Source organism: Pseudomonas putida group bacterium ESBL64, assembly GCF_045277175.1.
GTDB classification, from domain to species: domain Bacteria; phylum Pseudomonadota; class Gammaproteobacteria; order Pseudomonadales; family Pseudomonadaceae; genus Aquipseudomonas; species Aquipseudomonas alloputida.
In genome coordinates, this window is record NZ_CP145799.1 from 2,279,215 (window position 1) to 2,294,428 (window position 15,214).

Sequence of the window (15,214 nt, forward strand, 5' to 3'; positions counted from 1 at the left end):
TGCGTCGGCAGCGACAACCTCGATTGCCAGGGCCGACGCCTTCGCGGGTAAACCCGCGCCTACAAAAGGCGGCGTCGGCCATGGTATCGCGAATACCTTAGATCATTTCCTCGGCGCCCTTGCCGCCAAGCACGATCTCGCCGGCCTCGGCCATACGCCGGGCAATGGTGAGGATTTCTTTCTGCGCGGTTTCCACGTCGCTGACCCGTACCGGCCCTTTGGCCTCCAGATCGTCGCGCAGCAACTCCGAAGCACGTTTGGACATGTTCTTGAAGATCTTGTCCTTGACCCGCTCGTCGGCGCCCTTGAGCGACACCACCAACACGTCGGAGGACACTTCGCGCAACAGCGCCTGGATGCCCCGGTCGTCGACGTCGGCCAGGTTGTTGAAGACGAACATCAGGTCTTCGATCTGCTCCGACAGGTCGCTGTCGATTTCGCGGATCGCGTCCATCAGTGCGCCTTCCACCGAGCTGTCGAGGAAGTTCATGATGTCGGCCGCCCGCTTGATGCCACCCAGGGTGGTACGCGCGGCGTTGGAGTTGCCCGAGAACTGCTTCTCGAGAATCTGGTTCAGCTCCTTCAGCGCCGCGGGTTGCACGGTGTTCAGCGATGACACGCGCAGGACGATGTCCAGGCGCACCTTGTGGTCGAAGTTGCTCAGCACTTCACCGGCCTGGTCCGGATCGAGGTAGGCGACCACGATGGCCTGGATCTGTGGGTGCTCATAGCGGATCACGTCGGCCACGGCACGCGGCTCCATCCACTTGAGGCTGTCCAGGCCGCTGGTATTGCCGCCGAGCAGGATGCGGTCGACCAGGCCGTTGGCCTTGTCCTCGCCCAGGGCCTGGTTGAGCATCTTGCGGATGTACGCATCAGAACCGACGCCCAGGCTGGTCTGGTCGCCGACGATGTCGACGAACTCGCTCATCACCTGTTCAACCTGGTCACGGTGCACATTGCCCATCTGCGCCATGGCCACCCCCACCCGCTGCACTTCCTTCGGGCCCATGTGCCGCAGCACCTGGGCCGCATCGGTCTCGCCCAGCGAGAGCAGGAGGATCGCCGCCTTGTCGACGCGGCTCAGCTTGGCGGTAACGGCTCGGTTATCACTCATCGGCGTTGATCCAGTCTTTCACGACCTGGGCCACACGGCCCGGGTCTTCGGCCACCAGGCCTTTGATTGCGTTGAGCTGTGCCTCGTAACCCTCGCTCGGGCTAGGCAGCAGAATGCTTGTCGGGCCACCCAGGCTGACGCGGTCGTTGGCCAGTTCGCCATCCAGACCCATCATGCCGCCCAGCTCCATGTCGCTGTCCGGGGCAGCCTGCTTGCCGCCCCCGGTAATGTTGTTCAGCACTGGCCGCAGCACGCCGAACACCAGCACCAGGATGAACACCACGCCCAGCACCTGTTTGACGATATCCCAGAACCACGGCTGCTGGTAGAAGGCGATATCGGCGATTTCCTCGCCACGGTCGGCGGCGAACGGCACGTTGATCACCGTCACGCTGTCGCCCCGGCTGGCATCGAAGCCGACTGCGTCCTGCACCAGGCGGGTAAAGCGCGCCAGGTCTTCGGCACCCCATGGCGCCCGCGTGGTATCGCCAGTGGCCGGGTCGATCTTGACCTGGTCGTCCACCACCACCGCTACCGACAGGCGGGTCATGCGCCCCTGCTGCTGGCGGGTGTGGCTGATGGAACGGTCCAGCTCGAAGTTCTTGGTGCTTTGCTGACGTTTGTCTGACGGGTACGGCGCGAGCATCGGCTGACCGGTGGCCGGGTCCATGATCTGCTGGCCGTTGGCATCCACCAGCGGTTGGCCAGGCTGAATGGCAGCAGCCGGGGTAGCCGCGCCACCAGTGGTCTGCGGTGCCGAAGCGGCGCCTGGCGGCTGGTTGCTCAGCGCGCCAGGCACGCCTTGCGGGCCTTGGCTGCTGGCACGTTGTTCGTCGACCGACTGCTCGCTGCGCAACGCCGGCTGGTCGGGGTTGAACTGTTCGGAGGTGGACTCGACCGCGCTGAAGTCGAGGTCGGCGGACACTTCGGCCTTGTAGCGGTCATTGCCCAACACCGGCTGTAGAATGTTGTGCACACGCTGGGTGAGCATGCCTTCCACCCGGCGGCTGTAGTCGAACTGCTTGCCGGCCTGGGTCAGCGCGGAATCCTGAATCTGTTCGGACAGCAGGTTGCCTTTCTGGTCGACGACGGTGACCTGGGATTTGTCCAGTTCCGGCACGCTGGTGGCGACCAGGTTGACGATGGCCATCACCTGCCCGGCTTCCAGTGCACGGCCTGGGTACAGCTCGACCAGTACCGAGGCGCTGGGCTTGCGTTCATCACGCACGAACACCGAACTTTTCGGGATGGCCAGGTGCACGCGCGCGGCCTTGACGTTGTTGAGGCTGGAAACGGTACGGGCCAGTTCGCCTTCAAGGCTGCGGCGGTAGCGGGTAGCTTCCATGAACTGGCTGGTGCCCAGGCCCTGCTCCTTGTCGAGCAGCTCGAAGCCGACATTGCCATCGCTCGGCGCCACGCCGGCGGCTGCCAGTTTCAGGCGCGCACGGGAGAGGTCGTCGGCCTTGACCAGCAGGGCCCCCGAGTTGGGCTCCACGTTATAGGGGATGTCAGCAGCGGCCAAGGTGTCCATGACCTGCTTGGTGTCCATGCCCGACAGGCTGCCGTACAACGGACGGTAATCGGGTTGTTGCGACCACAGCACCACGGCAAAGCCGATGGCCACGCTGGCCGCCAGGCCGACCATGAGGCCGATCTGGCGCAGCATGGGCATCTGCGAGATGTTTTCCAGAAACGCCATGCCAAACAGCGGCGGCTTGGCCGCTGGCGAGCCAGCTTTGGCGGGGGCGTTTTCGACGACTGCTTCAGCCATGGGTTACATCCGTCCTCAAACCGGCATCTGCATGATGTCCTGGTACGCCTGGACCAGCTTGTTGCGTACCTGGGTCATGGCTTGCATCGACACGCTGGCCTTTTGCGAAGCGATCATCACGTCAGTCAGGTCGACGCCGCTTTTGCCGATTTCGAACGCGTTGGCCAGTTGGGTCGAGGCCTGCTGCGTCTCATGCACCTTGCCGATGGCCTGGCCGAGCATGTCGGCGAAGGTGCTTTGCCCTGGCGCCAGCTCGGGGGCGGCAGTTACCTTGGGCAGCGACATGGCATCGGCCTGCATGGCCCGCATGTCCAACATCAGACGATTGAATTCAACACCTTGGCTCATGACCCTTCTCTCTCCTGCGGCCGCATTTTTTTGACACTCATGCGGCGAATGACCTACCTAAAGCAACAAAGGTGCCAGCCTTCGCGACTCATTTCCCAGGGCTCACACAATTCCTGTGGGAGCGGCCTTGCGTCGCGATAGGGGCGCGAAGCGGCCCCAGGACTTCAGCTCCGCCGCAAAGATCGCCGGGGCCGCTTTGCGGCCCTATCGCGACGCAAGGCCGCTCCCACGGAGGTCCGCGCCAGTTGCAGATGATTGGCCTGTCAGCCGAACAGGCTGGCCTCGACGTCAAACCCGGCATCGCGCATCTGCGCCAGCTTGTAGCGTAACGTCCGCGGACTGATCCCCAGGCGTTCGGCCGCCTCTTTGCGGCGGCCGCGCTCGGCGCGCAGGGTGTCGATGATCATCTGGTACTCGTGGCGACGCATGTCATCCCCCAGGCCGCCGGCATCAGCAACCACCTCGAGAGATGGCTCGGTGCCAGCCGACAATGGAATGGCGCCTGCCAGACAAAAATCCGCCGCCTCGATCACGCCACCCTGCTGCAGAATCAACGCCCGCTGCAGGGCGTTGTCCAGCTCGCGCACGTTGCCCGGCCAGGCATAGGCTTGCAGGCAGGCCCGCGCCGCTGGCGAGAGGCGCACCGGGGCGTGCTTCATCTTGGCCACATGGCGCGCCAGCAAGCGCTCAGCCAGCTGCAGGATATCGCCCGGCCGCTCACGCAGCGGGCGCCAGGCCAGCGGAAACACTGACAGGCGGTAGTACAGGTCTTCGCGGAAGCGCCCGGCTGCCACTTCGCCTGCCAGGTCGCGGTTGGTGGTGGCCAGCACCCGAATGTCCAGGCTGATCGGCTTGCGCCCGCCTACCCGCTCCACCTCCCGCTCCTGCAGCACACGCAGCAGCTTGGCCTGCAAGGCCATGGGCATTTCCGAGATTTCGTCGAGCAGCAGGGTGCCGCCTTCGGCCTGCTCGAACTTGCCCGCCTGAGCCGCAATAGCTCCGGTGAAGGCACCCTTCTCGTGGCCGAACAGGGTGGCCTCGAGCATGTTGTCGGGGATCGCCGCGCAGTTGATCGCCACGAAGGGCTGCGCCGCGCGCGGCGACTGCTGGTGAATGTAGCGCGCCAGCACTTCCTTGCCAGTACCGGACTCGCCGGAAATCAGCACGGTCGAGTCACTGCGCGCCACACGGGCCGCCAGCTCCAGCAACTGGCGGCTGGCCGGCTCGCAGGCCACCGGCCCTTCTTCGCCGGTCACACGCCCGGCGGCATGCCGCTCCACGAGGCTGAGCAGCGCCTTGGGCTCGAACGGTTTGACCAGGTAGTCGGCGGCGCCTTGGCGCATGGCCTCGACCGCACGCTCGACGGCGGCATGCGCCGTCATCAACAGCACCGGCAACTGTGGCTGCTGGCGGCGCAGCTGGCTGAGCAACTGATGCCCGTCCATACCGGGCATGTTGACGTCACTGACCACCAGGCTGAACGCGTCATCCAGTACGGCCTCCAGCGCTTCTTCGGCACTGCCCACGGCCTGGTAGGCGAAACCGCCGATTTCCAGGGTATCGCCCAGCGCCTGGCGCAATACGCGGTCATCCTCGACCAGCAGCACCTTGATTGCCATTACACCCCCTCCGCCAGTTGCCCGTCGATCAATGGCAGCTCTACCCGCACGCAGGTACCACGGCCGACCTTCGAGCGCAGGTTGATCGTGCCCTGGTGCGCACGCACCACCGCCTTGACCACGGCCAGGCCCAGGCCGGTGCCGGTGGCCTTGGTGGTGAGGAACGGCTCGCCCAAACGGCCGAGCAAGCCTGCATCGATGCCACTGCCGGCATCGCTGACGCACAGGTGCAAGCTACGTTCGCGGCGGTACAGGTGCACCTTCAGCCGCGCCGGGCCATCGCTGGCCTGCAGGGCATTTTCAATCAGGTTGAGCAAGGCGCCGACCAGGGTGTCGCGGTTGCACAGCAGCTCACCCAGATGACTGTCGCACTGCCAGCGCACGGCGTGCCCCTGCACATGCGCCTGGGCCGCCTGTTGCAGGGCCTGGAACAGCGCTTTCGGGGTCACCCGGTCCCCCAGTGGCAACTCGCCACGGGCAAACACCAGCATGTCGCGCACCTGGTGTTCCAGTTCGTGCAGGCGCTCCTTCAAGGTCGCGGCGAAGCGCTGACGGGTTTGCACGCTCAGCGCTTGCTCGTTGTCGGCCAGGTGGCCGGCATACAGCATGGCTGCCGACAGTGGCGTGCGGATCTGGTGGGCCAGCGAGGCAACCATGCGCCCCAACGACGACAGCCGCTCGTGGCGAGCCAGCTGGTCCTGGAGGCGACGGGTTTCAGTCAGGTCGTTGAGCAGCACCAACTGGCCAGGCTCGGCATCCAGTGAGCGGGTGGCGATTGACAGGCGGCGACCGTCGCGCAGCGAGACTTCGTGGCCGTCGTCCTTGCGCGGGGCAAAGCTACGGGCGATCACCTGGCGCCACAATTGGCCGATCAGAGGCTCACCGAGCAACTCGCAGGCGGCCGGGTTGGCTTCGCGCACCAGGCCCTGACCATCGATCACGATCACCCCGCCAGGCAGCAAGTCGAGCAGGTTCTGCAGGCGGTTGGCCAGGCGTTCCTTTTCACTCAGTTCGTCGATGCGCTGGGCGCTGACCACGGCCAGCTCACCTTTGAGTTCACTGACCCGGGCTTCAAGCAGGCTGTAGGACTGGCTCAGCTGGCTGGACACCTGATTGAACAGGGCAAAGGCTTGCGCGATACCCTGGCCGCTGTCCTGCGCGACCGGGGTTTGCCCCTGCTGATCGGGGGCTCGGGATACGTGGGCGGCCTGGGGCATCGTGCTCTCTCGCGTGGCTGACCGTCATAAAAACGGTGTGTTGCCAGCGATGTAGCAATAGCCGTGCCGGAGATAGGGATTTGTGCCGGCCTCTTCGCGGGCACGCCCGCTCCTACAGGGATATCACCGAATTGAAGATGTGTATCGATCCTGTGGGAGCGGGCGTGCCCGCGAAGAAGCCATCATAGGTAACCGCCAGGCTTCAATCTTCCGCCTGTTCCTCGCCACCTTGGCGGCTCATGCCGTACTTGCGCATTTTCTCGACCAGGGTGGTACGGCGAATACGCAAACGTTCAGCCGCGCGCGCAACGATACCGTTGGCATCGTCCAGCGCCTGCTGGATCAGCCCCTGCTCCAGGCTACCCAGGTAGTCCTTGAGGTCCAGGCCTTCGGGCGGCAGCATGGCGTGGTTGCTGAAGTTGGGTGTGTGGCCATTGATCGCCACGCGCTCTTCCAGGTCGCTGCGCAGGCTGTCGACCATCTGCTCGTCTTCGTCATCGACATAGCGGAATTTCTTCGGCAGTTCCGACACGCCAATGACCCCGTACGGGTGCATGATCGCCATGCGCTCGACCAGGTTGGCCAACTCGCGCACGTTACCCGGCCAGCCGTGACGACACAGCGACATGATCGAGGCGGAATTGAAGCGAATGGAACCGCGCTTCTCGTGCTCCATGCGTGAAATCAGCTCGTTCATCAGCAACGGGATGTCTTCCACCCGCTCACGCAACGGCGCCATTTCGATAGGGAACACGTTCAGGCGGTAGTACAGGTCTTCGCGGAAGGTGCCGTCCTCGATCATGGTTTCGAGGTTCTTGTGCGTCGCAGCGATGATGCGCACGTCGATGCTCTGGGTCTTGTTGCTACCCACACGCTCGAAGGTACGTTCCTGCAGCACACGCAGCAGCTTGACCTGCATCGGCAACGGCATGTCGCCGATTTCATCGAGGAACAGGGTACCGCCGTTGGCCAGCTCGAAACGCCCGGCACGGCTGGTGATGGCCCCGGTAAAGGCGCCCTTCTCGTGGCCGAACAGTTCGCTCTCCAGCAGCTCGGCCGGGATCGCGCCACAGTTGACCGGCACGAACGGCGCTTCACGGCGCTTGGAATGGTAGTGCAGGTTGCGCGCCACCACTTCCTTGCCGGTGCCCGACTCACCCAGGATCAGCACGCTGGCGTCGGTATCCGCCACTTGCTGCATCATCTGCCGCACGTGCTGAATGGCACGGCTGGTGCCCACCAGGCTACGGAACAGATTGGGCTCGCGCTGGCGACCGCGCTCGCGCGCCTGGTCGTACATTTCGCGGTAAACCTGAGCACGGTGCAGCGAATCCAGCAGCTGACTGTAGCTTGGCGGCATTTCCAGGTTGGAAAGCACCCGGCGGCGAAGGTCTTCCGGCAGCTCGGCGGAAGAAATTTCACCTAAAAGCAGAACCGGAAGGAACTCATCCCAGGTAGCCACTGTCTTAAGCAGCCCAAGCAGATTGCCCGGAGCATTCACGGTGCCGATGAGCACGCACAGCACTTCGCGGCTCGAGGACAATGGCTCGACCGCCTGCTGCCAGTCATGGCTGGCACATGCGAGGTTTTCTTCGCCGAGGAAGTTCAGCACCACCGCAAGGTCGCGGCGGCGCGCGCTGTCGTCATCGATCAGCAGAATCTTGGTTTCACGCCACATGCAATAGCAACTTCCCTAGTCATATCGGCGCCCTGCAGGGGCGTGCTCGACATCATTCCGACTGAATGGTCAGTGTTCGGACGTCTGAAATTCGAAAACAGCCACTAGTAAAGTCAAAAAACACCGATCAGTCAAATTAATGGCGCACGGCTTTTTGCAACATTGGTGGTCAGGTGAACAAATGGTATACCTTTGCCGCGTTCTTCGCCTGACGGATTTTCGTCATTTCATTGACCAACGATTGACGCTCGCCACTTGCAACCTCGATTAGTTGACGGTACACGACCAGCAATTCCTCGAGACTGGCACTCACGTCCGCCTCATTTCCTTTGGCTTCGGACACCATGTCACCGATGCGCAAACGGCATTCCAGGTCCAACTCCCCCACCGCCTCCCAGTCACGGTCAGCCAGCGCCGCCAACAGCATGTCGCGGGTCTGTTCGATTCGGGTGATTACTTCGCTCATGTCATGCTCCTTTATCAGGAGGCCGACGACTGATCGCCGATTGCGTCCCAGCCTTCCTTTACAGTGATCAGCAGGCGCGCGACCTCGTCGATGATGGTCGGGTCGCCTTTGACGTTGGCCTCGATCAAGCGACGACTCATGTACATGTACAAGCTGTCCAGTTCGGCCAGGCTTTCAGCATGGTTTTCCAGGTCCAGGCCTTCACGCAGGCCGCCGATGATGTCGATGGCCTTGCCGATGAGGATGCCCCTTTGCGCGATGTCGTTGCGGGCAATGGCACCCTTGGCCTGCGCCATGCGATCAAGGCCGCCCTGCATGAGCATCTGCACCAGGCGGTGCGGGGTGGCTTCGGACGTCTGCGCTGCTCCGTTGACTTTCTGGTACTGCCGAAGGGCCAACATCGGGTTCATGGATCTGCCTCGTTGCTGCGGTAAAAAGGTGCTTGTACCTGTTGTATCGCCTGTACGTCAAAAAACTTTAGGGGAAAAGCCAAAAGCCCGGGGCGTCTCGCGGACGCCGCCGGGCTTTTGGCATGTTCAGCCGATCAGGATTTCTTGGCCTGGGCGTTGATCGCTTCGAAGATCGAGGTGATCTGGTCGGACTGGGCTTTCATCTTGCCCAGGGCGGTATCGAGGGCGACGTACTGCTTGGTCAGAGATTCGGTCAGCGACGTTGTGCGACGGTCCAGCGCGGCCTGCTGGTCAGCCAGGTTCTTGGCAACGATGTCCAGGTTGGCCTTGCGCGTGGCCAAGGCCCCATCAGTGGAATTGTACGGATCGATGGCCTTGTTCATGCGCTCGAAGATGCCGTTGGTGCCGGTGAACAGGTTCTGCACCTCCCCCCCCAGCTTCTTGTCATTCATCGCCGCGGTAAACTTGGTGTTATTGAACTCCAGAGTGCCATCTTTCTGGGTGTTGATGCCCAACTGGCTGAGCGTGGTCAAGCGATCACCCGCCCCGACCTCCGCCAGCACGCCCCGTATGTCACCCAGCAACGAGCGGGTGGTCGGGTCGTTGGTCAACGAACCCAGTACGGTATTGCCATCACTATCCTTGGAGGTGCCGGTCAGCGACGTAATGGCCTTCTGCAGAGTGTTGTAGGCGTCAACGAAACCCTGAATCGACGTTTTCAGGCCATCATTGTTGGCAGCCACCGTAACTTTGGTGGCAATACCAGCGGCACTGGCACCATTAAGGTCGAGCTTGATCCCGCTGATTGCATCGGTGACGGTATTGGTTGCACTGGTGACTTCCAGGCCGTCAATCAGGACCGACGCATCCATGGCGACACCGGTGACGTAACCGGCACCATTGGAAGCCATCGATTCGGTGCCATCGATATCCAGACCCAGGCCACTCACCGAGATATCGGAGCCGGCACCCGTGGTCGTGGAACCCAGCACCAGGCGCGCACCATCCTTGCCGGCGATGATGTTGGCGGAGAACCCGCTTGCGCCCAACTCTTTGTTGATCTGGTCACGCACGGTCTGAAGCGTGGCGTTTTCACCCACGGAGATGGTGTAGTCCTTGCCGCCCTGACTGATCACCAGGTCACCTTGAGGAATGGCCGCATCCGCCCCACCCACAAAGGCCTGGCTGGCCACCTTGGAGCTGGTCGCCAGATTCTTCACTTCCACACTGTAGGTGCCCGCCACAGCGGTATTGCTGGCAGTCGCCTTGACGATACTTTCGCTGGCGGATGTTGCCGCATAGGCGTTGAAAGAGGGAGCCGTCTTGTCGTTCAGCTTGCCCATGGCCGTAGTGAAGGCCGTAAGAGCGCTACGCAGCGCGCCAACCCCGGAGATAAACGCAGTATTGTTGGTGGTCTGCCGAGTGATCTGCGCCTGTTTGGCAGCAGTATCGGACTTGACCAGAACGCTCACGATCTCGGTGATGTTGAGACCAGACCCAAGGCCTAAACTGGAAGTTAGCGGGCTTGCCATGCTTTTGTCCCTCGCTTCAACGCATAAACCTCACTCCTGTGAGGCGACATGCATTACTTCATTGATGTTCGCCGCCAATCATACCTTGGCATCGAATAGAACACTGTTGATATCGCTCAGGCTGTGTGCGATCCGCAACGCCTCTTCCGAGGGCAACTGACGGATCAGCTTACCACTATCGGTTGCGATGACTTTGACAACGATCTGCCCGGACTCTTCATCCATGGAGAACTCCAGATTGCGTTGCGACGCTTTCAGGAACTTCTCTATTTCCGCGACGGCTTCCTTGACCTTGTCGGTGTCCTGCACCGCCAGCGGGTCTTTTTTGTCATCTTCGGATTTGACTTCCCCCGTCGACCGGACAACCGGTTTTTCGGCAACCTGCTCGGCCGAACGTGTGGCCGGGTAAGACAGGTTCAGCTTGACGCTCATGTCCATGTCTACCACCTCGCAAAGAAAAGGCGGGGAAGCGCTGCTCGAGCACTTCCCCGCCAGCTACCAGGCAGATTAGCCCAGCAGTTTCAGTACTGCCGACGGCAGTTGGTTGGCCTGAGCCAGAACCGAGGTGGACGCTTGCTGCAGGGTCTGCTGCTTGGTCAGCTGGGCAGTTTCAGCAGCGAAGTCGGTGTCCTGTACACGGCCACGCGCGGCTTCGGCGTTCTCGTTGATGTTCTGCAGGTTGTTGATGGTGCTGGTCAGACGGTTCTGCACGGCACCCAGGTCAGCACGGTTGGTGTTGATGGTCTGCAGAGCGGTGTCGATGGCATCTACAGCGGCGCTGAAGCTAGCGCCGATGGTGGTGTCAGTACCGGAAATGGCGATCGTACCGCTGTCAACCGACAGGGACGAAGCGGTCAGGTTGGCCAGGGTGATGGAGATCTGGTTCTCGCTACCAGTGTTCGAACCAACCTGGAACGACATGGTGGCGGTAGTGTTCAGCAGGTTCTTGCCGTTGAGCTGGGTGCTGTTGGCGATACGGGTCAGCTCGTCGGACATCGACGCGAACTCTTTGTTCAGCGCGTCACGGTCTTTGTCGCTGTTGGACGAGTTGTTGGCCTGAACGGCCAGTTCACGCATACGCTGCAGAATGTTGGTCTGCTCTTGCATTGCACCTTCAGCGGTCTGGGCAATGGAGATACCGTCGTTGGCGTTTTTGATCGCCATGGTCTGACCACGGATCTGCGAAGTCATGCGGGTAGCGATTTGCAGACCAGCAGCGTCGTCTTTGGCGCTGTTGATTTTCAGGCCGGAAGACAGACGGGTCATCGAAGTGGCCAGTGCGTCGGTAGCGCGGTTCAGGTTCTTCTGAACGCCCAGCGAAGTGGTATTGGTGTTTACTGTCAAAGCCATGACGAATTCCTCGTTGGATTGGGTACTACGGCTTCCGGCCCTGGCATCTGCCGGGTGTGGCCTAGAGAACCTTCGTAATGTTTATCGTCGGGTTGGCAGGTTGCTTTAGGGCTTTTTTCAGAAAAAGTTAATGGCAACTCGCCAGCCCAATAAAAACAACACGTTGCCCGTCATCACGGCTGTGAAGTGCGCGCCCAGCCCTTGGCCCAGAAGGCGGCGCTGACGTCATCGAACAGCCATTGCCGCCTTACCTGCTCCTGCAACCTGCTGGCCTGCTGCATCGAGGCAAATGGATCTGCCAGGTGGCGCTCGATTGCCAGCAACCATTGCTCAGGACTGTTTTCCACCCGGCATACGTCCAGGTCATTCTGATAGGCCGGGGAACTGCTGCAGATGACCGGGTATCCGCAGGCACCGTAACGCAACAAGGCCAGTGGCGTGCGACAGCCATCGAGACCACTCGCGCCCAGGGGCGCGAGCGCCAGATCCAGACGCAGCCCTGCCAAGCGCCTCGGATCATTGTCCAGCGCCCCCTCATGGACCTCGGTCGCCAGCACATGCAATGGGGCGGGAACATCGCCCCACAGTACCCATTCAACTTGATCGGCCAAGGCCCGCACAACGGTTTCGAGCAATTGCGGTTCGAGGCTGGTCGACGGGTCGAAGGCGCAACCGATACGCGCCTTACCATGCCGCACAGGCTTCGCCGGCAAGCCCCCCCACTCCTTGCCCAGGCGTGGTGGCAAAAGACGGACATCGGCATGAAGCGGCGCAAAAGCGTCAGCTAGCGCCTGGGTCGGAACTACAACACAGTCAACCAGGCTGGCGGCTTCACACAACTCATTCCAGCGCTGTTGCGGATCGACGGTTGCACTCGACGGCGCCTGCAAAAGAAACGCATGCACATCCAGGATGAAAAATGCTTCGCTCAAGCGCCTCAAACGGCGCAAGGCGTCCAGCGGCAGGGCGCAGACGTTATCCTGAAAGATCACTGCATCCGGCTTGAGGCGGTGCAGTTCGGCAGGTACAAGCCACTCGGCGCTCAGCACCCCGTCAATCAACCCCGCATCGCACATGGCCTGCAGCGGAGCCGCCAGGCGTGAGTCATGCATCTCGCAGTCAAGCCCTGTACAGGCAAGCACAACCGGCAACGGCCGCCACATCAGAGGGCGCCAGTTGAGCGCAACACGATGCTCCAAGCCGAATGCATCACCGCTCAAGGTCAGGTTGGCGTTGTAGGCCGGATCATCGGCCAGTACCGGCAGCCAGCGATCATGGACACTATCGTGGTCAGTGTCAGCACCCTGAGCACCTTGCCGCCCTTCTTGCACCAACGTTGCATGCGGCGTCCAAACAACCAGATAGCCCAGTTGCGCAATCCTGCAACACAGATCAAAGCCCGCAAGATCCCCTACTGGCATTACCGCATCCAGGCCACCAACCTCTTCATACAAGCTCCTGCGCACCATCATGCACGAAGGTGAGACGGCGCTGAAGTTCTGCTCGACCTGCTGGCGCTGCATGAAGCCCGGCTGATGACCTCTGAGGCCATCGAACGCCCTGCCGACCGAACCGTGCAGCCCACCGATCAATCCCGCCTGCACTACCTTGCCATCGGTAGCAACCAGCCGCCCCCCCACAATCGCCACTTCCTCGCGCTGTCCATGGTTAAGCAGCTGCTCAAGCCAATCGTCGTGAATTGCAATGACATCGCCTTCCAGGAAAACGAGGTAATCGCCTCTCGCCAGACTGACTGCCTGATTGATCGTCTCTGCAAACCCGGCACCTGCGCCCACTTGAACAACCTGCAGTTTTCCTCCTCCAACCGTCGGCAAAGCCGACAACCAGCGGCGCGTTGCCGCGTCCGCCAGCGGTTGATCGAGAACAATCACTTCAAAAAACGGGTAGCGGGTTTTCGCCAGCAAGCTTTCCAGGCAGCGCTGCAGAATGGCTAAAGGGTACTCACCGGACAGGATGATCGAGACAAAGGGCTGCTCTGGGTGAGCATAGTGAATGCGATACTGCCGACCAGCAGTTGGCGTCACCCGCGCATCCATGTAGCCACGTCGCACCAGGTGCCGGACCAGGCTCGACACTTCGTCCGCATTCGGCTCCGTGTCCGGCGCATCGCCAATCAACAATGGCTCGGGCAAATGCTTGATACCTTGCAGCCCCTGCGCCTCGATCAGTCGCAAGATCAGGTCAAATTCGCAGGCGCCCGCAACGCTGGCATCGAAGCCACCGGCCTGCAACGCCGATGCTCGACGCAACAACCAGTGCCCCGCCATGATCGCGGGAGCGCTGAGCAGGTAGTCAAGGTTAGGCCCGGGGCGCAACGCCAGCTGCAGATCATGTCGGGTGCGATATAGCTCGTCGCAATAGACAAGACGGGCTTCAGGCGCATCAGCCAACAGCTGGTCCAGCATGAGCGTGCCCGACGCAAGAAGCTCATCCCCGGCGCGCAGAATCAGTAGCCAGCCACAATCGCTTTCGCTCAGGATTGCATTCAATTGTGCGACGCGGCTCGCCGGGCTGCCACTGACAACGTGCTGCTCGAGACGGCCAGTGCTGGCCCGCGACCAGGCTGCCAGGCTCGCCAGGGTGGTACCCAGACCATCACCACCATCTTCCAGCACAACGACACTGAGGCTTGCCTGGCCAGCGATGCGCTGACGGCGCTGATCCAGCAAACCTTGCTGCACCGGCGTCAAGGTGCGCCGGGCCAGCCAGTCCTTCACCGGCATCTGCGAGGCACTTGGATGAGCCCATGCCTGCAGGTCCGCAGCGCCCATGGGCAGCACGCCACCGGAGGAGAAGTAGTCCGCCAGATGCAGGTCCTGGAACTGTTCAGGGCTCTGCAGCCTGGCCACCTTGACGGTACCGTTCAGCGCCGGCGGTCGCATCCAGCCAAGCGCCCGAACAGCTTTGCCATAGCGCTCATACGGTACTGCGGCAACATGCGGCGTATCACGGGCGATCTGGCTGGTCTGCAGGTTGGAAACACGGAAACACGCCAACGTATCGACGAGCATGATCAAGTCACCCTGGCGCAACAGCTTCAAGTACAGGGTCAGGTCACCCAACCACTCCATCAATTGACCATTGATCCCCATGATATCGGCACCGAACGCAAGCACGTCGGCGCGTCGACACATCACCGAGGTGGGCTCGCCAATGAAGTTGTAGATATGCTGGCCAAGAAACGAGGCGAGCTCTTTCCCGTCGATGATGACGCTTTCCTTGAAAGGGAACAGGGTAAGCAGGCTGTCGCCCAAGGGGTTGTCGTCAGGGTCGATCATCCGTCGTCGGGCCGAAGCCATGACCGCACCTGGATGCGCTTGCAGTGCACTCAGCAACGCGCCCACCGCATTGGGCATCAGCAGATCGTCGTCATAAAGAAACTTGACGTATTCACCCCGCGCCTCGCTGATCCCTCGCGCCAGGTTGCCAGGCTCCAGCAGGGGGACCGGATTGTGGAAATAGCGGATCGGAAAACGGCTCTTGGAACGATTGTGCTCCACGATGCTGGCAATGGCATCGCTTCGACAGTCATCGCACACGACGATTTCGATGGCATCGTACTGTTGGAGCATGGCGCTCATCAGCGCCTTTTCAAAGAACTGCGGCTTGTAGGCCGGAATCACAATACTGACCAGTACCGGGTGGCTCATCGAAAGTCCTGAAAGAATGTAGAAATGTGATCGGT

The 15,214-nt window shown here is 61.6% G+C and carries 12 protein-coding genes; all 12 read right to left on the minus strand.

Annotation, left to right across the window (positions count from 1 at the left end; translation table 11 throughout):
* Positions 1–97 precede the first annotated feature (97 nt).
* On the minus strand, positions 98–1,117 hold the full coding sequence (fliG, locus tag V6093_RS10350; protein WP_003254434.1) for a flagellar motor switch protein FliG: 1,020 nt from the start codon (positions 1,115–1,117) through the stop codon (positions 98–100).
* On the minus strand, positions 1,110–2,888 hold the full coding sequence (gene fliF / locus V6093_RS10355; RefSeq protein ID WP_004577671.1) for a flagellar basal-body MS-ring/collar protein FliF: 1,779 nt from the start codon (positions 2,886–2,888) through the stop codon (positions 1,110–1,112). Before fliF ends, fliG begins: the two co-directional genes overlap by 8 nt.
* 15 nt (positions 2,889–2,903) lie before the next feature.
* On the minus strand, positions 2,904–3,236 hold the full coding sequence (fliE, locus tag V6093_RS10360; protein ID WP_003254438.1) for a flagellar hook-basal body complex protein FliE: 333 nt from the start codon (positions 3,234–3,236) through the stop codon (positions 2,904–2,906).
* Positions 3,237–3,499: 263 nt separating this feature from the next.
* Positions 3,500–4,855 (minus strand): sigma-54 dependent transcriptional regulator, encoded by a 1,356-nt coding sequence (locus V6093_RS10365; protein WP_103462202.1) that lies wholly within the window; start codon positions 4,853–4,855, stop codon positions 3,500–3,502.
* Complete coding sequence (locus V6093_RS10370) at positions 4,855–6,072, minus strand: PAS domain-containing sensor histidine kinase (RefSeq protein ID WP_265978575.1); 1,218 nt, start codon at positions 6,070–6,072, stop codon at positions 4,855–4,857. The genes V6093_RS10365 and V6093_RS10370 overlap by 1 nt, the downstream gene beginning before the upstream one ends.
* A 202-nt stretch (positions 6,073–6,274) precedes the next feature.
* Entirely contained in the window at positions 6,275–7,750 is a 1,476-nt protein-coding gene (gene fleQ, locus V6093_RS10375) for a transcriptional regulator FleQ (protein WP_003254443.1), read from the minus strand.
* 169 nt (positions 7,751–7,919) lie between these two features.
* Positions 7,920–8,216, minus strand: coding sequence for a hypothetical protein (locus V6093_RS10380; RefSeq protein WP_012051623.1), 297 nt, complete (start codon positions 8,214–8,216; stop codon positions 7,920–7,922).
* Positions 8,217–8,230: 14 nt separating this feature from the next.
* Positions 8,231–8,626 carry a flagellar export chaperone FliS gene (fliS, locus tag V6093_RS10385; protein ID WP_047604183.1) on the minus strand — a complete coding sequence of 132 codons (396 nt, stop codon included), beginning with the start codon at positions 8,624–8,626 and terminating at the stop codon, positions 8,231–8,233.
* Positions 8,627–8,760: 134 nt separating this feature from the next.
* Positions 8,761–10,158, minus strand: coding sequence for a flagellar filament capping protein FliD (fliD, locus tag V6093_RS10390; RefSeq protein ID WP_047604184.1), 1,398 nt, complete (start codon positions 10,156–10,158; stop codon positions 8,761–8,763).
* A 78-nt stretch (positions 10,159–10,236) separates the two neighbouring features.
* On the minus strand, positions 10,237–10,596 hold the full coding sequence (locus tag V6093_RS10395; protein ID WP_047604185.1) for a flagellar protein FlaG: 360 nt from the start codon (positions 10,594–10,596) through the stop codon (positions 10,237–10,239).
* Between the two features lie 69 nt (positions 10,597–10,665).
* Positions 10,666–11,508: a flagellin domain-containing protein gene (locus V6093_RS10400; protein WP_047604187.1), complete on the minus strand. Its 843-nt coding sequence runs from the start codon at positions 11,506–11,508 to the stop codon at positions 10,666–10,668.
* A gap of 173 nt (positions 11,509–11,681) precedes the next feature.
* Positions 11,682–15,179, minus strand: coding sequence for a glycosyltransferase family 2 protein (locus V6093_RS10405; protein ID WP_052196238.1), 3,498 nt, complete (start codon positions 15,177–15,179; stop codon positions 11,682–11,684).
* Positions 15,180–15,214: the final 35 nt, after the last annotated feature.